The sequence below is a fragment of the Streptomyces sp. NBC_01410 genome (genome assembly GCF_045040195.1).
In the GTDB taxonomy this organism is placed as follows: domain Bacteria; phylum Actinomycetota; class Actinomycetes; order Streptomycetales; family Streptomycetaceae; genus Streptomyces.
Window position 1 is genome coordinate 2,207,024 of the sequence record NZ_CP109530.1, and the last position, 18,038, is coordinate 2,225,061.

Below are 18,038 nucleotides of genomic sequence, written 5' to 3' on the forward strand. Positions count from 1 at the left end.
GCCCTGACGCACCCGACATATCCGAAGCACCGGACGTCGTCGCTCACGCTTCCGAGCCCGGACGTACGCGGTGACGGCGCTCGACAAGGCCGCCGCGCCCGCACCGGTGACGGCGGACGAGCTGCCCGCGCTGCGACGGCGTATCACCGCCGTGCTCATAGCCAGCCAGATACTGGGCGGGCTCGGCGTCGCCACCGGCATCGCGCTGGCCACCGTCCTGGCACAGCAGGTGAGCGGCACCGAGGCGCTGTCCGGTCTCGCGCCGACCGCGACCGTGGCCGGGACCGCGGTGCTGTCCATGCCGCTGGCCGCGCTGATGACGGCCCGCGGGCGACGGCCCGGGCTCGTACTGGCGTATCTGCTGGGCGCGTTGGGCGCGGGCGTGGTCGTGCTGGCCGCGGTCGTCGACAACTTTCCGCTGCTGCTCCTCGGAATGGCCGCCTTCGGCGCCGGTTCGTCGGCGAATCTTCAGGCGCGCTTCGCCGCCGCCGATCTGGCCGAGCCCGAGCGGCGGGCCCGGGCCATCTCCAATGTCGTCTGGGCGACCACGATCGGCGCGGTGCTCGGCCCCAATATCGCCGCGCCCGCGGGCCGCAGCGTCTCGGGGCTCGGCATACCGGCGGCCGCGGGACCCTTCGTCTGGGCGGCCGGGGTGTTCCTCGTCGCGGCGGCTCTGGTGCTCGTTCTGCTGCGCCCCGATCCGCTGCTGACGGCGCGGGCGCTGTCCCCGGCCGACCGCTCCCCCGAGGGGCGTTCCCTGCGGGCGGGGATGCGGGCGGTCCGCGAGTCGCCGATGGCGCGGCTCGCGCTGGTCACCGTCGCCGCCTCGCACACCGCGATGGTGTCGATCATGTCGATGACCCCGGTGGCGCTCAGCCACCACGGCGCGGGCATCGAGCTGATCGGCCTGGTGATCAGCGCCCATATCGCGGGCATGTACGCGTTCTCACCGGTCATGGGCTGGCTGGCGGACCGTATCGGCAGGCTCGCCGTGATCGGCCTGGCGGCCGGGCTGCTCTCCGTGGCCGCGCTGCTCGCCGGCACGGCGGGGGCAAGCCATGGCCAGACCGCGGCCGGGCTCTTCGTTCTCGGCCTCGGCTGGTCCGCGGGCCTGGTCTCCGGCTCCACACTGCTCACCGATTCGGTGCCGCAGCCCGCCCGCGCCGCCGTGCAGGGCCTGTCCGACCTGACCATGAACACCTCGGCGGGCATCGGCGGCGCTGCCGCCGGGCTGATCGTCGCGCAGGCGAGCTACGGCTGGCTGAACGTGGTCGGCGCCTGCCTGCTCTTGCCGATGGCGGCTCTGGCCGTACGCAGGGCGCTCAGCTGACCTAGGGCGTGTTTGAGAAGTCCCTCCCCCAGAGCTTCGCCTGGGAGGTACCCCCACCCCGCGACGCCTGGCACGCACACTCGCGATGTTGTCGGAGTCGCCCAAGTACGTCCAGTACGAGGGCGATCCTCCGCCTTGCGATTGCACGCACCAGACGCCGCGGGGCCCGCCCTGCGGGCGGACGGCGCTACTTCTCAAACACGCCCTAGGCGGGAGACGAGGCGCCGGGAACCAGCAGCCGGGGCTAACAGCAAACAGGGAGGCTTCCCCCAGCGAGCCTCCCGGCCGGGGGTTTGGACGCCGCACTCCTGTGCCAGGGATGGGACATGCTGCTGACCGAAGTGACCGAGGAAGTACAGGAAGCGCTCGCCGCGCATCGGCCCGTCGTGGCCCTGGAGTCGACGATCATCGCGCACGGGCTGCCGCATCCGCGCAACCTGGCCGTCGCCGAGGAGCTTGAGGGGCTCGTACGCTCCGAGGGCGCCGTCCCCGCGACCGTCGCGGTGCTCGACGGCACAGTCCATATCGGCCTGGACAAAAGACAGTTGGAGCGGGTCGCGGGAGACGAGGACGTACGCAAGCTGGGGCACCGAGATCTTGCGCCGGCGCTGGCTGCGGGGGTCAGCGGGGCAACGACCGTCTCCGCGACGGCGTTCCTCGCGGCGCGGGCCGGGATCCGGGTCTTCGCGACCGGCGGCCTGGGCGGCGTGCACCGCGAGTGGACCGAGACGCAGGACGAGTCGGCGGATCTGCGGCTGCTCGCACAGACCCGGATCGCGGTGGTGTGCGCTGGCGTGAAGTCGGTGCTTGACGTTCCGGCGACACTGCAGCGGCTGGAGACGCTGGGCGTCGGGATTCTCGGATACGGCACGCGGGAGTTCCCCGGCTTCTATCTGACCTCCTCCGGACAGCCGGTCGACTGGACCGTCGGCACACCGCAGGAGGTGGCCGAGGTGATCCGGGCCTCGGACGCGCTCGGCGGGCCGGACGCCGCGCTGATCGTCGCGAATCCGGTCCCGGAGACGGAGCAGCTGGATCCGGCGCTGCACGACCGGGTGCTGGCCGAGGCGCTCGCCGAGTGCCGGGAGCGGGGCATCGGGGGCCAGGCCGTGACGCCCTTCCTGCTCGACTATCTGATGCGGCGCACGGAGGGTGCCTCGCTGGAGGCGAATGTGGCGGCAGTGCGCGGGAATGTGCGGCTGGCGGCGCGGATCGCGGCGGCGCTGTGACAGTGCCAGGAGCCGCTGACGCGGATGCCCTGCTCGTCATCGGTGATGTGGTCACCGACGTGGTGGCCCGGTATCGGGCGCCGCTCGCCAAGGGGACGGACACGGCGGCCGCGATCCGTATTCTGCCGGGCGGTGCGGGGGCCAACGTGGCCTGCTGGGCGGCGCATTGGGGCTGCCGGGACGTACGTCTGCTGGCGCGTGTCGGCCAGGAGGAGGCGGGCTGGCACGACGCGCGGCTGCGCGCCGCCGGCGTAGGGCCGCTCCTCGTCCCGGACGCCGAGGCCCCGACGGCCACGGTCATCGCCCTCGTCGACGAGAGCGCCGAGCGGACCTTCCTCACCGACAGCGGCGCGGTGCTGCGCCTGTCCCCCGCCGACTGGTCGCCGTCGCTGCTCGGCGGGGTCGGACATCTGCATCTGTCCGGCTATCTCCTCTTCGCCGACACCAGCCGCCGACTGGCCCTGCTCGCCCTGGAGTCGGCGCGGGCGCTCGGCATTCCGGTGAGTGTGGACCCGGCATCGGCGGGCTTCATCTCCGTGCTGGGCGTGGACCGGATGCTGGCGGCTCTCTCGGGCGCGGACATCCTCTTTCCCAACGCCGACGAGGCACGCCTGCTGACAGGCCTGCCGGACCCGGCGGACGCCGCCGCGAAGCTGAGCCGCCATGTCCCGCTCACGGTCGTGACACTGGGTGCCGACGGTGCCCTGATCGCGGAGTCGGGCACCGTCACGGCCCATGTCCCGTCCGTCCCTGCCGAAGCGGTGGACTCGACGGGCGCGGGCGACGCCTTCACGGGCGCGTTCCTCGCCGCCCGGCTCGCGGGCGCGGACGCGGCGACGGCAGCGGCCGAGGGCTGCCGGGCGGGGGCGGACGCGGTGACACTGACCGGCGGCCGGCCGGATCAGCGCAGGCCGCCCCATGCGGGATGACGCGGATCATCGGCCCGTACGAGCACATCCGCGACGTCCCCGGGTCCCACCTCGTCCTCGTACCGCTCGAAGGCGGGCAGTGTCCAGCGCTCGCTCTCCTGCGTACGCCGCCGCAGCGCCGCGGGCGACAGCCGCAGATGCACGCTCAGATCGAACGGGAACCAGTGTCCGAGCAGGAAAGGACCGTGCAGCAACAGCACGCCGCCGGGCGGGAGTTCGATGTGGGCTCTGCGGGTGGCCCGGTCGCTCACGGGGTCCCACAGATCGGGCAGCACCCGCCCGCTGCCGCCCGCCTCCAGTGGTCCGAAGACCTCCCGCCACAGCGCCCCGGTGTCGTACCAGCCGCTGTAGTACGTCTCGGGGTCCTCGCGCCCGTACTCGAACCTCAGCGAGGCAGGCCGCAGAAACCCTGCGGTCCCGACGACGAGGACGCCCCGCCCGCGCACGCGCAGCGCCTCCCCGATCAGTCCGGCAAGCTCCCCGGTCTGCGCGGCGGGCGCCCCGTCGATGCCAATCCGCAGCCGGGAGGTGCCGTCCTCGGCCTTGGCCTCCATGGCCTTGTCGGCGATGGCCCCGGCCAGCCGTTCCCAGGTGATCGCCTCGAATCTCATGGCCTACTTACCGGCGCACGGCGGCGCGTCCGCGTCGTTCGACAACGGGCTGCCCTGGGGCAGCAGATAGGTCACATACAGCACCAATGGCTCGCTGCCCAGGTTGCGCCCGATGTGCCGGTGCCGCGGCCCGGACGGCTCGACGAAGGCCTTGCCAGCGGTGGTGACCTCCACGGAGCAGTCGTCCAGAGTCCGGGTCAGCGTCCCGGACTTGACGACGGCGAGAACCTGCCCGGCGTGCGAGTGCCAGCCGGTGGAGCCGCCCGGGGCGATCGTGATCGTCCGTACGACCACATCCGTCTTCCCCCTGGCCTTCAGCTTGAGGGTCCCCTCCGAGACGCCCTGCGCGAGGATCGTGCCCGAAACGCCGCTGCCGGGCGTGGCGTTCGCCGCGGACGGCACGGTCGCGAGCGCCGCGAGGCACCCGGCCAGGACCATCGCCGTGCGCGTTCTGTCCTTGAAGCCCATGGAATCCTCCAGTCAGCCACGTCGCCAAAACGGCCCCAACGTACCGGAAAAACGGGAGCGGGCCCGGGGGCGTAGCCGGCCCCCGAGCCCTGTGATGCCGCCCATGTCGCACGCCGGCACGCTTGAGAACCCAGGTCAGTCATCATGTCGCCGCGTCCTGCCTTTGGACCACCGCACATCGAGCTGCGCGGGCCGGACTTGAACCGGCATTTCGACGCACCGGGGCCTGGGCCCGGTCGATCCGGCGATCGGCGGCGAATGCTGAGTCTGGAGCAATAGTCTGAGATTGATCGCGGTCTGCCTCTGCCGAATTGGGCTACCGCGGCCCGTCGTACGGAAAATGCCGCGGGGAGGACTCGAACCTCCACTGGAACCGCTCAGTCACGACAAGCTTCAGTTTCAGCTTGCGCTCCTCGCGCACCCCGCCCGCACACAGACGGACGGGGAGTCATTGAGGCTACCCGAACAGGTAGCCGAACACGGCGTCACCCACCCGCTGGTCGGTGACCTCCGCGCCGTTGGCCTCCTCGCGGGCGAACTTCACAGCCTGCTGAAGCTTCTCCACGCGCTCCAGCAACTCGTTCACCCGCCGGGCCGGCAGCGCTCCGGAGAACTTCACCGTCGTCCAGTAACCGACCGGTATGTCCTCGTAGTACACCTCGACCTGCGCCGGGTGCTTCTCCGTCGCCTCGGCCTTCACATGGTTGCGCGGCACCTTCTTCGTACGGAGCGTGCGCACCGCCTCCGTCTTCCAGGCGTCCGTCGACGGGTCCTGCGTCCACGACTCCGAGGCGTCGAGCACCGGGAGCTTGCGCACAAAGGTGTTGATGTCGGTGAGCTGCTTCTCCAGGAAGAGGAGATACGCGACCGGGACATCGCTCACCAGGACGCGTCCGTCCACGGTCACATCGGCACGCGCCGCGCAGTTGGCCCAGTCCTTCGTGGCGGTCACGTCGAACAGCCGGGTCAGCGTCTTCGCGGTCTCGCGCAGCACGTCCTCGGCCTTGACCTGGACTCGCGTGGACTCGGGCGGCAGCTGCTCGCCCTCCTCGTCCTTGGCCTGGTACGTACGCGAGATTCCGGCCAGCAGCGCGGGCTTCTGGAGCCCGTGATGGGCGGCCGTCAGGTCCTGGTGCGCCTTGGACTTGACGCCTTTCTCGACTGCGATGATCTGATTGAGTTTCGCCACGTCGATCAAGGTATCAAGACGGCACACGCACACTCGAACGATTATTCATCCCTCACCTCCGTCACCGGCTCAGATCCCTCGGGGAGTTCGCACCATGGAGACAGCCGTCATCGCGGTCATCGGCACGCTGCTCGGCTCGGTGGCCACGCATTTCTTCCAGCGCCACACGGCCGAGCGCACCGCCGCCCTCAACCGCGCCGAACAGCTGCGCCAGGAGCGGATCTCCGCCTACAGCGCCTTCGCCGGCGCGCTCGTCGACTACCGGCGCGGCCAGAACGACCGCTGGCACCGGGCCCAGGAGTCACCGGGCAGCGCGCTGGCCGAGGGGGCGCGCATCGACTCCTACCGGCTGCGCTCCACCGCCCATCAGGCGCTGATCCGCGTCCAGTTGGTCTGCGACGACACCCAGGCGCTCGAACTGGCCGCGTCCGCCTTCGAGGTCACGAACTGCATGCACGAGGCACCGGACGAGGCGGACCGCTCGCAGCGTTCGGAGCAGGCCCGCGAGACGCTGTCCGAGTTCATCGGCGCGGCGGCGCCGGGCGTGCGCTGAGCAACCGGACGGGCCGGCCTGCGAGATGAGCCGCGATGTCCTCGACGGCCCCTGGAACCAGTCGGCCATGGAGAGCGCGACATCCTGGTAGTCGTCGAGTACGGCACAGCGCGGCGTCATGGGAGCGGAGGGTACATGGACCTGGTGGTGATGCAGCCGCTGAAGGGGCGGCACTGCGCGGAGTGCCGTCAGGGGCCGCTGCCCATGCATCTGCTGGAGTTCAACGCGCCGGTCTGCCTGGACTGCGCCGACCTCGCACATCTCGTGTTCCTTCCGCGGGGCAGCGCGGCACTCACCCGGCGGGCCCGCGAGGCGAGTTCGCTGTGCGCGGTCGTGGTCCGCTTCAGCCGCCGCCGCAAGCGGTACGAACGCCAGGGGCTGCTCGTCGAGGAGGCGGCGCTGGCCCGCGCCGAGTCGGCGTGCCTGGCCGACGCGGACGCCCGGGCGCGGCGCCGGGAGCGGGACGCGGTGCGCCGGGCTGCCGAGGACGTGCGGTTCACGGCCTCGTTCGCGGCGGAGATCCTGCGGCTGTTCCCGGGCTGTCCGCCCGCCCGGGCTCAGGATGTCGCGGCGCACGCTTCGGCCCGCGGCAGCGGGAGAGTGGGCCGCACCGCGGCGGGCCGTTCCCTGGAGGAGGGGGCGGTCACGGCCGCGGTGCGGGCTTCCGTACGGCATCTCGACACGGAGTACGACACCCTGCTGATGTCCGGCGTCGCCCGCCACGAGGCGCGGGCCCGGGTGGCGGCGGTGATCGAAGGGGTACTGGCGTCCTGGTCCCGGCCTGCGCCTTAGCGGGTGCCGGCGGACCGGGCGCGGCGGTAGAGGACGATTCCGCCGAGCAGCAGGGCGGCACCCGCGGGCGCGGCGAGGGCGGTCCCGGGTCCGGCGCCGGTGTCTGCGAGGCCCACCGGGGGTCCAGGGGTCGGCGCAGGTGTGGAGGTGTGGGGCGCGGCGGGCTTCGGCGGGGTGGCGGGCCGCGGGCGGACGGGCGGCTTGCCGGGGGTGCTGGCGCAGGAGTTCCCGGCGGCCGGGTTCAGCGCTCCGACGGCATTGACGGTGTTCCCGCAGACGTTGACGGGGACATTCACCGGAATTTGCACCGTGTTGCCGGTCAGCAGCCCGGGCGAACGGGCCGCCCCGCCGTCCCCGTTGGAGTCGGCGTGCGCGTGCCCGGCCATGGCGAGCGCGCCACCCGTGAGCATCACGGTGGCCAGAGCCTTTCGGTGAACCTGCCTCATGGGTTCCCTGCCTTCAGGAGAAGTTCGCGGGCACTCGCCCGCACCCGAACCAACGTTCATGAGGCCATTCAGGTTTGGGGCAATCGTTCTTTCACTCAATCGAGTGGACGGATTGTCGAACTATCCCGCGCGGCGCGGACTACCCGTTGTAGTCCTGGACACGACGGCCCTTGCGGCGTTCGGTCAACGCGGGCAGCCGCTCGGTGAGTTCGGCCGCGACGGCGGGCACGTCGACCGTCAGCAGACGCCGGTCCCGCATCAGCACCCGCCCGTCGACGACGGTGGTGCGTACGTCCCCGGAGCTCGCGCTGTGCACCAGAGTCGCCGCGATGTCGTGCAGCGGCTGCGTGTGCGGCCCGCTGAGATCCACCAGGATCAGATCCGCCCGCCGCCCTGGCGCGAGCGCGCCGATCTGGTCGCCGAACCCGATGGCCCGTGCGCTCTGCGTCGTGGCGTGATCGAGCGCCTGCCGGGCGGTCAGCCAGGCCGGGTCGCCCTCGACGGATTTCTGCACCAGCGCCGTGAGCGCCATGCTCTCCCACACATCGAGGGTGTTGTTCGACGCGGCCCCGTCCGTGGCGAGCCCGACGGGAATCCCGGCGGACGCGAGGGCCCGGATCGGCGTCGTGTCCCAGGCGAACTTGAGATACCCCTTCGGCGCACTGGCGACGGCGATCCGCCCGCCGCCCCGCCTCAACACGGCCAGGTCCTTCTCGGTGATCCCGGTACCGTGCGCGATGAGGATGTCCACCTCCAGCAGCCCGGCCCGTTCCAGCACCTCGACGGGCGTACGCCCGCACCGCGCAAGGCTGTTGTCCGTCTGCGCCTTGTTCTCGGCGGCGTGGATGTGCACCAGCAGCCCGTGCTCGCGCGCGAGCACGGCGGTGATCGCGAGATCGTCGTCGTCCACGGTGTACGGCGCATGCGGAGCCAGTGACGTGGTGATCCGACCGTCGGCCGCACCCCGCATCCGCAGCGCGAAGTCGAGCGACTGCTCCCGCCCCTCGGTGCCTTGGCTGGAGAAGTACGCCCGGCCGAGACTGGCCCGCAGCCCGCTGTCCCGCACCGCGGCGGCGACCCTGTCCATCGCGAAGTAGTGATCGGCGAAGGCCGTCACCCCGCCCCTGATCATCTCGGCGCAGGCGAGCCGCGCCCCCAGCTCGACGACCCGGTCGGTGAGGTTGGACTCGATGGGCCAGATCCAGTCGTTGAACCACTCCTCCACCGGCATGTCCTCGGCAATTCCGCGCAGCGCCACCATCGGTGAGTGGGTGTGGCAGTTGATCAGCCCGGGCATGGCGAGCTGTCCCCGGCCGTCGATGCGCTCGACGGCGGGGATTTCGGCGGCGGCGCGCGCGGAGGTGACGGCCTCGATGACCGGGCCGCGTACGACGACGGCCGCGTCCTCGACGAAGTCGATCTCGCCCTGCTCGCCGTGTACGAGGGCGATGCACCCCTCGATGACAAGATCGGCGGGCGGGACTGCGTCCGCAGCAACCATCTGGTCCTCCCTCTGACGTCCTGGGGTTCTCAGTGTGTCGGCCAACTCCGGGACGCCGGGCCTCGTCCGGCCGCTCATGTGGGTGGTATCCGGCCGAAGTTGGCGTCGCGGCGGGATGCCGCGCGGGCCGCTTGCCACAGTGGGTGCGCACGTGGCAGCCCGCCGTGCGGACCCCCGAACGAAGGGACCTTCCCCCGTGCCCACCGCGAAACAGCGCACCCCTTCGTCGACAGCCGGGTCACGCCGAGCTTTCCGTCCGGGCTGACGATCCAGGACGGCCGCGGGCAGTGGCGGGACTCCAACGGCACCATCGAGAAGGAGCGTTCGTACGAGCTGATCCTGCTCTATCCGGCCGGGGAGGCCATGAGGCGCGGCCCGCTGATCGAGAAGATCCGGGAGGCGTACATCAAGGCGTACGTACAGGACTCCGTGGCCCGCCTCGACGAGCCGACGCTCGCCGACTTCTGATGGCCGACTCCCGAAGCGGACTTCTGAGTCAGTAGCGTACGGGCAGGGCAAGCAGCCCTCGGGCACGCATCGAGGGCCGCCACCGCAGTTCGCCGTACGGGACGTCGAGCTCCAGCCGCGGAAACCGCTCCAGCAGCGCGGCCAGCGCGATCTCCGTCTCCAGCCGGGCCAGGGGCGCACCCAGGCAGTAGTGGATGCCGTGGCCGAGGGCGAGGTGACCGGTCGCGTCGCGGCCGATGTCGAGGCGGTCGGGCTCGGTGAAACGGTGCGGGTCGCGGTGGGCGGCTGCGAGCGACAGCAGGACGGTCTCGCCCGCCGGGATCACGACCCCGCCGATGGTGATGTCCTCGGTGGGGAAGCGGCGTATGGCCAGCGGGACGGGGCCGTCGTAGCGGGCGAACTCCTCGACGGCGCCGCCCAGTCGGGCGGGGTCGGAGCGCAACGCGTCCAGCTGGTCGGGATGGCTGAGCAGGGCCAGGGTGGCGTTGCCGATGAGGTGGACGGTGTTCTCGTATCCGGCGAAGAGGATGAGGAAGGCCAGGGACATCAACTCGTCCTCGCTCAGCCAGTCTTCCTCATCGCGTACCGCGATCAGAGCGGAGAGCAGGTCGTCGGCCGGGCTGGTCCGCTTGCGGGCGATGAGCCGGGTGAAGAACGCCAGCAGGGCGCCGATCGCTTCCTTCGCCCGTGACGGCTCGGCAGGGTCCGGGGCAACCAGGACATCGGTCCAGACCCGGAAATCGCACCGGTCCTGCGAGGCCACGCCGAGCAGGTCACAGATGACGGTGATCGGCAGCGGCGCCGCGTACGAGGCTATGAGGTCGGCGCGGCCGTGCGGGGCGATGGCGTCCAGCAGCTGATCGGCCGTCTTCCGGATCGGCTCGCGCAACTGCGCGATACGGCGCGGGGTGAACGCGCGGGACACCAGCCGCCGGATACGGGTGTGGTCCGGCGGGTCCATGTTGAGCAGGTTCGCGTCCAGCGCCGGCGGCAGCGCGAGCCCCCGGTAGCCGCCGGGGGCCGCGTTGCGCTTGTCCAGGGAGAGCCGGGGATCGGCAAGTGCCTGTCGTACGTCGTCGTAGCGGGTGACCAGCCAGGCGGGCAGCCCGTCCGTCCCGGCGATGCGGTGCACAGGGCCCGCCTCACGGAGCCGCCCGTACGCGGCGTACGGATCGGCCGACAGCTCGCTCGTTGGATCTTGAAAAGCCATGGCCCCACCCTAGACAGCGTCGACCAACACCGGTCCGGTCAGGCGAAGTTCCCGCTGAGGCAGTGGGTGAGGGCGTCGCTGAGCGGGCAGGGCCGCGGTCCCCCGGGACGGTTCACGGGCGGGCGGGTGGCGCAAAGCGACGCGACCGCCGTATTCCGGCCCCGCAGTGGGCAGTTCTTCCCCATGACGGATCGCCCACTGCTCCTTCTCGACGTAGACGGCCCCCTCAACCCGTACGCGGCGCGTCTGCCGCGCCTGCGCGGCTACGCGACACACCGCCTGCACCCCTCGTACTGGCTCTCCCGCCAGCCCCCGGGCTCCCGCCGCCACCGCCGGGGCCTGCGCATCCGTCTCAACCCGGCCCACGGCCCACGATTGACCGGCCTCCCCTTCGAACTGGCCTGGGCGACCACCTGGATGCACGAGGCCAACACCATGATCGCCCCGGGCACCGGCCTGCCCGCCGACCTCCCGGTGATCGAGTGGCCGGAACTCTTCGCCAAGGACCCGGACGGGCTGTACTGGAAGACCCGGCCGCTGCTGGATTGGGCGGCGGGCCGCCCGTTCGCCTGGGTCGACGACATGATCACGAACCTGGACACGGCACACGTCGCGACCCACCACGACGCACCCGCGCTGCTGCTGCGGATCCATCCACGGCGGGGGCTGCGGGAGGAGGACTTCGCTGCGCTGATCAGCTGGGCGGAGGGCTTGTGACCCGCCGGGCCCCGTTGGCGCCCAACTGCCCTATGTCTAGCCGTCCCAGATACAGCCGTGGCGATGGCGGGTCGGCGGGTGGTCGAGGTCCTCGGCGGTTTCGCGCAGATCGTTGGCAGCACGGAGCTGCTTGACCGCCGACGTACAGAAATCGCGCAGCGCTGCGCGGGCGGCGGCCTCCCGACAGGTGCGGCCCGAGACCGGCACGCCGATGGCGCGCGGATACTCGTACGAGGCGAAGCCGCGGACGATACGGCGCGGCATGGGGCGGCGGCCGAGGCCGCGGAACACGTCCAACTCGGCGTGAGAGTAGCGGAGTTCCGTGATGGCGTGCGCCGTCCACGGGCCGGGGCGGGTGGACCACCAGCTCGTGGCGCGGTGTTTGAGGGGGACGTGGTGGACAGTGCAGGACATGGGCAGACCTCGGCCGGCCCGCCGGTACTTCCGGCGTGGCCGATCTAGAAGTCGGCTGCCGTGAAACGTCCCCGTCGCTTGGTACGCATGACGTGAAGCCTGGCAGGCAGGAGCCGGCGCCGTCGAGCGGATTACGAATGACCCGGTTGGTGCGCGGGCGGTGGCGGTGCCGACTCACCTGCCGAGCAGTGCGGTGAGTGCTCCCACCGGGTCGGCGTCGGGGGTGCCGCGCGGCCACCAGTCCTCGCGGTCCGGGTCGGACTCGTAGCCGTACCAGAGGCCGTCGCGGCCGAAGCGGAGCTGGAGTGACCGGGTGGAGAGGTGGTTGCGCCAGGGGCGGAAGTGCGGGAAGTCCGCCGCGATCAGGGCGGGGCGCGCGCGGTCGAAGGGGCCCGCCGGTGGGTCCCAGGGCTCTTCGAGTACGGCGAGGGCCGCGAGGCCGCCCTGCCGCCAGGCGGCCACTGCGCGGGCCAGATCGGTGGGGGTGTGGTCGGTGGCCACGGCCAGGTCCCGGTAGAGGGCGCGGGTCGATGCGGTAAGGCCGGAGCCGGGGTGGGCGGCGGCCAGGCGGACCGCGTCCTGCCACTGGGTGAGCTGGGCGACGGGGTCGGTGCCGGTGGTGAGAAGGGTGTGGGCGCGGGCGGCCGCCTCGGTGGCGAGGAGGTCCAGGGCAAGGGGATCGGGTGCGCCCGGTGTCTGCGGGTACGCCGGGGGGCGGCCCGGGTGGGCCGGCGGGGCGAACGGCGGCGGCAGGGGCGGGAGCGGTCGGGCGGCGAGGGCCTCGCTCGCCGGGACCGTCGGCACGGGGGTGCCGGAGGCGGCTCCGGTGCGTTCGGCCGCGGACCGGGTGGCGTTGCGATGGGAGAGGTCGGCGAGGATTTCGCGTTCGCCGCGGCCCCGCATCAGGAAGAGCACGAACGGGTCCTCGTCGAGCAGCCTCGCCGTCTGGTAGCAGAGCGCGGCCGCGTGCTTGCACGGGTAACCGTCGTCCGGGCAGGAGCAGTCGGGAATCAGGTCGCCGGGCGTGGGCAGCAGGTCCGCCACGCTCGCCAGGGCGTGCGGCACATCCTTGTCGAGCAGCGCCGCGATGTGGTCGGGCCGGGCCGCCGCGGTCGCCAGGAAGTCGCCCCAGTCCCCGTCGGTGAGCGTGCGCAGGCGGATCTCCGTGCGGTACGGGCGCGGTCTGGTGCCGTGGACGTACGCCATGACCCGGCCCGGCGTGACCGTGATCGCGTCGACATGGCCACGGCGCGCATAGGCACGGCCCCGGGTGAGGCGGTTGCGGTCCAGTGCCGTGTCCTCCAGCGCCTCCACCCAGGCGTTGCCCCACCAGCTGGACGCGAAATCCTCGCCTTCGAGGGGTTGAAGGGCGGGGAACGTCCGCCGGCGGTCCTCGTGGCGGGAGTCGGCGAACCGGGCCGGGGTGCGCGGTGTCATGACTGCCTCCGCAGCGAGACGAGGTCGGCCAGCTCACGGTCGGTCAGCTCGGTCAGCGCCGCCTCACCGGAGCCCAGGACCGCGTCGGCCAAGGCCCTCTTGGACGCGAGCATTTCGGCGATGCGGTCCTCCACCGTGCCCTCGGCGATCAGTCGGTGGACCTGCACGGGCTGCGTCTGGCCGATGCGGTACGCCCGGTCCGTCGCCTGTTCTTCGACGGCCGGGTTCCACCAGCGGTCGAAGTGGATGACATGGCCCGCCCGGGTCAGATTCAGTCCGGTGCCCGCCGCCTTGAGGGACAGGAGAAAGACCGGAACCTCGCCGGACTGGAAGCGGTCCACCATGCGCTCGCGCTCGGCCACCGGCGTTCCGCCGTGCAGGAGTTGGGACGGGATGGCCCTGGAGGTCAGGTGCGCCGACAGGATGCGCGCCATCGAGACGTACTGGGTGAAGACCAGGACCGAGCCGTCCTCCGAGATGATCGTCTCCACGAGCTCGTCGAGGAGGGACAGCTTGCCGGAGCGGCCCGACAGCCTCGCCGTGTCCTCCTTCAGGAACTGCGCCGGATGGTTGCAGATCTGCTTGAGCCCGGTGAGCAGCTTCATCACGCGCCCGCGCCGGGCGATCCCCTCCGCGCCCTCGATCGCCGCCATCGCCTCCCGTACGACCGCCTCGTACAGGGAAGCCTGCTCGCGGGTGAGCGCGACAGGATGATCCGACTCGGTCTTCGGCGGCAGCTCCGGCACGATGCCCGGATCGGATTTCTTGCGTCGCAGGAGGAAGGGGCGGACCAGCCGGGACAGCCGCTCGACGGCGTCCTCGTCCTCGCCGTTCTCCACCAGGCGTGCGTGGCGCGAGCGGAAGGCCTTGAGCGGGCCCAGCAGCCCCGGGGTCGTCCAGTCCAGCAGGGCCCACAGCTCGGAGAGGTTGTTCTCCACGGGCGTGCCGGTGAGGGCGACCCTGGCGGGGGCCGGGATCGTGCGCAGGGCCTTGGCCGTCGCGGAGAAAGGGTTCTTGACGTGCTGGGCCTCGTCGGCGACGACCATCCCCCAGGTGTGCGCGGCCAGTTGCTCCGCGCTCGTACGCATCGTGCCGTACGTGGTGAGGACGAAGCCGCCGTCGAGCGCGGGCAGGGTGCGGTCGGCGCCGTGGAAGCGGTGCACGGGCACGCCGGGGGCGAAGCGCTCGATCTCCCGCTGCCAGTTGCCGAGCAGCGAGGCCGGGCAGACCACCAGCGTGGGGGCCCCGCGGTCACGGTGGAGGTGGAGGGCGATCAGCGTGACGGTCTTGCCGAGACCCATGTCGTCCGCGAGACAGCCGCCGAGCCCGAGCGAGGTCATCAGGTCCAGCCAGGCCAGACCGCGCAGCTGGTAGTCGCGCAGGGTGGCGGCGAGGCCGGACGGGGCTGCGACGGGGGTCGAGGCCGCGACGAGCCGGTCGCGCAGGCTCGCCAGCGCGCCCGTCGGCACCGCCTCCACCGTTTCGCCGTCCACTTCGGCGGTCCCGGTCAGTGCCACGGCCAGCGCGTCGACGGGCTGCAGCAGCCCGAGCTCCCGCTTGCGCGCCTTGCGTACGAGATCGGGGTCGACCACCACCCACTGGTCCCGCAGCCGCACGATCGGGCGGTGCGACTCGGCCAGTGCATCCATCTCACGCTCGGTCAGCGGATCGCCGTCGAGCGCCAGCTGCCAGTTGAACTTGAGGAGTTCCTCGCTGTCGAAGAACGGTGTGCCGTCGGTCGCCGAGCCGGGCGCCGAGCGCACCACCGCGGCGGCCGAGAGGGTACGCGCCAGCTCCTTGGGCCAGTGCACGGCCACCCCGGCCGCGGCCAGCCGCGCCGCCCCCGGTCCGAGCAGTTCGTACAGCTCGTCCTCGGTCAGCGGCAGCACATCGGGCACGGCCCGCTCCAGCAGACGGGCGAGCGGCGGCCAGACCCGGGCGGCGCGGCGCAGCGCCAGCACCGCGTCGATCCGGGCGCGCGGCCCGAAGCTCTCGTCGCCGTCGCCTGCCCACAGCCGGGCCGCGTCGATGACGAGCGTCGGGTCGGCGAGGCTGTGCACCTGGACAAGGGCCGCGCCGGCATTGCGCCGGGCGCCGTCCTCCGACGCGGCGTCCTCCGCCTCGTCGTCCGCCCCGTCTGTCGTGACCGGCGCGTCCGCCGTGTCGAAGAGGTCGTACGCGGACAGGTCGAGGCGGAGCGAGACCCGCACGCCCGCGTCCATGCCCGCGGCGGCTTCCGCGGCCCACTCCCGCGCCCGGGGCAGATGCTGCGGAGCCGCGGCCGCGAACGGTGCCCCCGCGGCGTACGCGGCGGCAGGGGTGCGCGGCAGGGTGTCGGCCACCGCGTCGAAGAAGAACCGGACGAGCGCTTCCGGCTCGTGCAGCCGGGGCGGAGTCGGCCCGGCGACGGGGGCCGCATGCGCTTCGTACGGCATGGCGGCGGCGATCGCCCGCAGCTGGGCGATGTCGTCCGCGTCCAGGGGCCCCGCGCGCCACGCGTCATGATCGGTCGCCGTCAGCCCGGGCAGCAGCCTGCCGCGCGCCGCCAGATGAAGAGCGTGCAGAGCGGCCGCGCCCCAGCAGGCGGCGGCGGGGTGCGCCGCCGGGTCGTGGCGGGCGCGGGTGAGCAGCGGCAGGGCCTCGGAGACGGGCAGCAGCACGGCGGGGACGGGAGTGCTGCGGATGTCCGTGCCGTCGCGGCGTACGACGGTGAGCTCGTCGGTCGCGTCCTGGAGCCGGTCGCCCTCGGGGTCCCAGAAGGCCACCCGGCCCTCGCGCGGCAGGCCCGCAGGGAGGAAGAGCGCGGCGCAGGTGCGCAGCGTCTCCGGGCGGTACGGATACGGATTCGGCACGCCGGACGTCATGGGGCACCTCCCTCCCGCAGGTCGTCAGCGTCGGCAGCGAACTGCCGCAGCACTGATCTACGACCTTACGGCGGGGGTCTGACAACGGACTCCGACGACTCCTGCCCCGGACCCGCCTCGGTCATGCCGCAGGCGGCAGCGGCAGCTCGACGGGCGCCGGATCCGCGGCGGTTCCGGGCGCCGTCTCCGCCTCGGGCACCTTCTCGGCTCCCGACTCCACGGCCGGCGGCTCGGCCGACCCCGCCTCGATCTCCCCGGACGAGGGCTCGCCGGACCCCGCCTCGACGGCAGGCGGCTCCTCCTGCTCCCCCTTGGTGACCTGGGCGGGCTGCTCGGCCGCAGGCTGTTGCGCGGGCTGCTGTTGCCCAGGCTGCTGGGCGCGCTCGAGGAAGCGCAGCAACTCGACCGGGAACGGCAGCACCAGCGTGGAGTTCTTCTCCGCCGCGACGGCCACCACGGTCTGCAGGAGCCGGAGTTGAAGCGCTGCCGGCTGCGCGGACATCACTCCGGCCGCTGCGGCCAGCTTCTTGGAGGCCTGCAGCTCCGCGTCGGCGTTGATGACCCTCGCCCGCCGCTCACGGTCCGCCTCGGCCTGCCGCGCCATCGAGCGCTTCATGGCCTCGGGCAGGGACACGTCCTTGATCTCGACCCGGTCGATCTGCACGCCCCACCCCATGGCGGGGCTGTCGATCATCAATTCCAGGCCCTGGTTGAGCTTTTCGCGGTTCGACAGCAGATCGTCCAGATCGCTCTTGCCGATGATCGACCGCAGCGAGGTCTGCGCCATCTGCGAGACCGCGAACCGGTAGTCCTCCACCTGGACCACCGCGTCCGCGGCGTCCACGACCTTGAAGTAGATCACCGCGTCGACGCGCACCGTCACGTTGTCCCGGGTGATGCCGTCCTGCGCGGGCACCGGCATCGTCACGATCTGCATGTTGACCTTGTGAAGCCGGTCCACGATCGGAACGATCATGGTGAATCCCGGGGCGCGCACCTGGCTTCGCAGCCGGCCGAGGCGGAGGACGACACCCCGTTCGTACTGCTTGATCACCTTGGCGGCCGCCATCGCGTACACCGCGGCTCCGGACGCGACGGCTACGCCTGCAACCACCAGCTCTTCGACCATCGGGGCACCCCCTGCCGTCCGAGCCGGGTCCTATTACTACGGTATGTCTGGTATACCCCCCGGGTCGAGCCTCTAGCCCTCGACAGTCAGGACGCTCCGCCTACGAAGGAAAGCCGCACCCTGACGGGGTGCGGCTTTTCCTGCGCGGGATCCGACCCTGATCGGGCTCAGAGGCGCTTGCGGACGAGGGCGACGAGCTCCGCCGTGTGGTTGCGGCGCACCCAGGCGATCCCGCCGAAGATGACGAAGAGGATGACGGGTGTGATCGCGTACTGACCGTCGAAGACGGTCACCTGGGTGATGAAGGCGCCGATCATCAGGCCCATGAAAGCGAGCGCAGATAGACCGGAAAGGATCGGGATGACCAGCGCGATCGCGCCCACCAGCTCCAGACCGCCCGTCAGATACATGAACCAGTCGCCGAAACCGATCTTGTCGAAGGACTCCGCCGCGGAGGAGTGGCCGATGAGCTTGGGCGCGGCGCTCGGGATCGCCATGAACAGCGCGAGCACGATCTGCAGCGTGCGCACCGCGAGGTGCGACCGGCGGCTCAGCGTGGTTCCGGATGTGGTGACGGCGGCGGTGTTCGAGGCGGTGGCGGGGGCTGTGGCGGACATGAGGGTCTCCTCCGGTAAGCGTTCCGAGGTGCTTTCGAGAGGTAGACGGCGAAGGGGCCCAGGACTCATCGCTCCCCCGGACGCCAACGTGAAAATCTTCAACTCCGGGTCCCCGCAGCATCCTTGGGACCCCG

The 18,038-nt window shown here is 71.8% G+C and carries 18 protein-coding genes; 7 read left to right on the forward strand and 11 right to left on the reverse strand.

All coding sequences use genetic code 11. The features are described 5' to 3' along the window. Window positions 1–70 precede the first annotated feature (70 nt). The 3 genes from OG741_RS10200 to OG741_RS10210 all read left to right on the forward strand — a co-directional run bounded on the left by OG741_RS10200 (window position 71) and on the right by OG741_RS10210 (window position 3,488). Window positions 71–1,330 carry an MFS transporter gene (locus tag OG741_RS10200; RefSeq protein ID WP_405596462.1) on the forward strand — a complete coding sequence of 420 codons (1,260 nt, stop codon included), beginning with the start codon at window positions 71–73 and terminating at the stop codon, window positions 1,328–1,330. Between the two features lie 326 nt (window positions 1,331–1,656). Then, window positions 1,657–2,559 (forward strand): pseudouridine-5'-phosphate glycosidase, encoded by a 903-nt coding sequence (locus OG741_RS10205; protein ID WP_266477548.1) that lies wholly within the window; start codon window positions 1,657–1,659, stop codon window positions 2,557–2,559. Next, window positions 2,556–3,488, forward strand: a complete 933-nt coding sequence (locus OG741_RS10210) for a carbohydrate kinase family protein (RefSeq protein WP_405596463.1) — start codon at window positions 2,556–2,558, stop codon at window positions 3,486–3,488. Before OG741_RS10205 ends, OG741_RS10210 begins: the two co-directional genes overlap by 4 nt. Here the strand turns inward: OG741_RS10210 and OG741_RS10215 are convergent. The 3 genes from OG741_RS10215 to OG741_RS10225 form a co-directional block, all read right to left on the reverse strand. Continuing rightward, complete coding sequence (locus OG741_RS10215) at window positions 3,461–4,099, reverse strand: uridine kinase (RefSeq protein ID WP_405596464.1); 639 nt, start codon at window positions 4,097–4,099, stop codon at window positions 3,461–3,463. The two genes, OG741_RS10210 and OG741_RS10215, sit on opposite strands and share 28 nt — an antisense overlap. A gap of 3 nt (window positions 4,100–4,102) precedes the next feature. Further along, a complete protein-coding gene (locus OG741_RS10220; protein ID WP_405596465.1) occupies window positions 4,103–4,567 on the reverse strand; it encodes a cupin domain-containing protein in 465 nt (154 codons plus the stop codon). 457 nt (window positions 4,568–5,024) lie between these two features. Beyond that, window positions 5,025–5,756, reverse strand: a complete 732-nt coding sequence (locus OG741_RS10225) for a hypothetical protein (protein WP_266477544.1) — start codon at window positions 5,754–5,756, stop codon at window positions 5,025–5,027. A gap of 94 nt (window positions 5,757–5,850) precedes the next feature. Here OG741_RS10225 and OG741_RS10230 point away from each other — a divergent pair, with 94 nt between their 5' ends. Next, on the forward strand, window positions 5,851–6,309 hold the full coding sequence (locus tag OG741_RS10230; protein ID WP_405596466.1) for a hypothetical protein: 459 nt from the start codon (window positions 5,851–5,853) through the stop codon (window positions 6,307–6,309). 135 nt (window positions 6,310–6,444) lie between these two features. After that, on the forward strand, window positions 6,445–7,101 hold the full coding sequence (locus tag OG741_RS10235) for a DUF2293 domain-containing protein (RefSeq protein ID WP_405596467.1): 657 nt from the start codon (window positions 6,445–6,447) through the stop codon (window positions 7,099–7,101). Here the strand turns inward: OG741_RS10235 and OG741_RS10240 are convergent. Both OG741_RS10240 and OG741_RS10245 read right to left on the reverse strand, forming a co-directional pair. Beyond that, window positions 7,098–7,547, reverse strand: a complete 450-nt coding sequence (locus OG741_RS10240; protein ID WP_405596468.1) for a chaplin — start codon at window positions 7,545–7,547, stop codon at window positions 7,098–7,100. The genes OG741_RS10235 and OG741_RS10240 overlap by 4 nt on opposite strands. 139 nt (window positions 7,548–7,686) lie before the next feature. Continuing rightward, complete coding sequence (locus tag OG741_RS10245; protein WP_405596469.1) at window positions 7,687–9,048, reverse strand: amidohydrolase; 1,362 nt, start codon at window positions 9,046–9,048, stop codon at window positions 7,687–7,689. Window positions 9,049–9,060: 12 nt separating this feature from the next. Between OG741_RS10245 and OG741_RS10250 the strand changes: the two genes are divergently transcribed. Then, window positions 9,061–9,516, forward strand: a complete 456-nt coding sequence (locus OG741_RS10250; RefSeq protein ID WP_405605496.1) for a DUF3574 domain-containing protein — start codon at window positions 9,061–9,063, stop codon at window positions 9,514–9,516. 28 nt (window positions 9,517–9,544) lie between these two features. Here the strand turns inward: OG741_RS10250 and OG741_RS10255 are convergent, their stop codons facing one another. Next, window positions 9,545–10,726 carry a cytochrome P450 gene (locus OG741_RS10255; RefSeq protein ID WP_405596470.1) on the reverse strand — a complete coding sequence of 394 codons (1,182 nt, stop codon included), beginning with the start codon at window positions 10,724–10,726 and terminating at the stop codon, window positions 9,545–9,547. Between the two features lie 183 nt (window positions 10,727–10,909). Here OG741_RS10255 and OG741_RS10260 point away from each other — a divergent pair, with 183 nt between their 5' ends. Then, on the forward strand, window positions 10,910–11,443 hold the full coding sequence (locus OG741_RS10260; protein ID WP_405596471.1) for a hypothetical protein: 534 nt from the start codon (window positions 10,910–10,912) through the stop codon (window positions 11,441–11,443). Between the two features lie 36 nt (window positions 11,444–11,479). Here OG741_RS10260 and OG741_RS10265 read toward each other — a convergent pair whose 3' ends face one another. The 5 genes from OG741_RS10265 to OG741_RS10285 form a co-directional block, all read right to left on the reverse strand. Further along, window positions 11,480–11,857 carry a hypothetical protein gene (locus OG741_RS10265; RefSeq protein ID WP_405596472.1) on the reverse strand — a complete coding sequence of 126 codons (378 nt, stop codon included), beginning with the start codon at window positions 11,855–11,857 and terminating at the stop codon, window positions 11,480–11,482. 174 nt (window positions 11,858–12,031) lie between these two features. After that, a complete protein-coding gene (locus OG741_RS10270) occupies window positions 12,032–13,294 on the reverse strand; it encodes an SWIM zinc finger family protein (protein ID WP_405596473.1) in 1,263 nt (420 codons plus the stop codon). Then, window positions 13,291–16,158, reverse strand: coding sequence for a DEAD/DEAH box helicase (locus tag OG741_RS10275; protein ID WP_405596474.1), 2,868 nt, complete (start codon window positions 16,156–16,158; stop codon window positions 13,291–13,293). Before OG741_RS10275 ends, OG741_RS10270 begins: the two co-directional genes overlap by 4 nt. A gap of 121 nt (window positions 16,159–16,279) precedes the next feature. Next, window positions 16,280–17,287: a slipin family protein gene (locus OG741_RS10280; RefSeq protein ID WP_405596475.1), complete on the reverse strand. Its 1,008-nt coding sequence runs from the start codon at window positions 17,285–17,287 to the stop codon at window positions 16,280–16,282. Window positions 17,288–17,454: 167 nt separating this feature from the next. After that, window positions 17,455–17,904 carry a DoxX family protein gene (locus OG741_RS10285; RefSeq protein ID WP_405596476.1) on the reverse strand — a complete coding sequence of 150 codons (450 nt, stop codon included), beginning with the start codon at window positions 17,902–17,904 and terminating at the stop codon, window positions 17,455–17,457. Between the last annotated feature and the right edge of the window lie 134 nt (window positions 17,905–18,038).

Coding starts and splice junctions, on each gene's coding strand:
- OG741_RS10265 (WP_405596472.1), bottom strand. CDS start 11,857: ATGTCCTGCACTGTCCACCACGTCCCCCTCAAACACCGCGCCACGAGC.
- OG741_RS10285 (WP_405596476.1), bottom strand. CDS start 17,904: ATGTCCGCCACAGCCCCCGCCACCGCCTCGAACACCGCCGCCGTCACC.
- OG741_RS10255 (WP_405596470.1), bottom strand. CDS start 10,726: ATGGCTTTTCAAGATCCAACGAGCGAGCTGTCGGCCGATCCGTACGCC.
- OG741_RS10270 (WP_405596473.1), bottom strand. CDS start 13,294: ATGACACCGCGCACCCCGGCCCGGTTCGCCGACTCCCGCCACGAGGAC.
- OG741_RS10260 (WP_405596471.1), top strand. CDS start 10,910: ATGACGGATCGCCCACTGCTCCTTCTCGACGTAGACGGCCCCCTCAAC.
- OG741_RS10235 (WP_405596467.1), top strand. CDS start 6,445: ATGGACCTGGTGGTGATGCAGCCGCTGAAGGGGCGGCACTGCGCGGAG.
- OG741_RS10245 (WP_405596469.1), bottom strand. CDS start 9,048: ATGGTTGCTGCGGACGCAGTCCCGCCCGCCGATCTTGTCATCGAGGGG.
- OG741_RS10275 (WP_405596474.1), bottom strand. CDS start 16,158: ATGACGTCCGGCGTGCCGAATCCGTATCCGTACCGCCCGGAGACGCTG.
- OG741_RS10220 (WP_405596465.1), bottom strand. CDS start 4,567: ATGGGCTTCAAGGACAGAACGCGCACGGCGATGGTCCTGGCCGGGTGC.
- OG741_RS10205 (WP_266477548.1), top strand. CDS start 1,657: ATGCTGCTGACCGAAGTGACCGAGGAAGTACAGGAAGCGCTCGCCGCG.
- OG741_RS10230 (WP_405596466.1), top strand. CDS start 5,851: ATGGAGACAGCCGTCATCGCGGTCATCGGCACGCTGCTCGGCTCGGTG.
- OG741_RS10215 (WP_405596464.1), bottom strand. CDS start 4,099: ATGAGATTCGAGGCGATCACCTGGGAACGGCTGGCCGGGGCCATCGCC.
- OG741_RS10240 (WP_405596468.1), bottom strand. CDS start 7,547: ATGAGGCAGGTTCACCGAAAGGCTCTGGCCACCGTGATGCTCACGGGT.
- OG741_RS10280 (WP_405596475.1), bottom strand. CDS start 17,287: ATGGTCGAAGAGCTGGTGGTTGCAGGCGTAGCCGTCGCGTCCGGAGCC.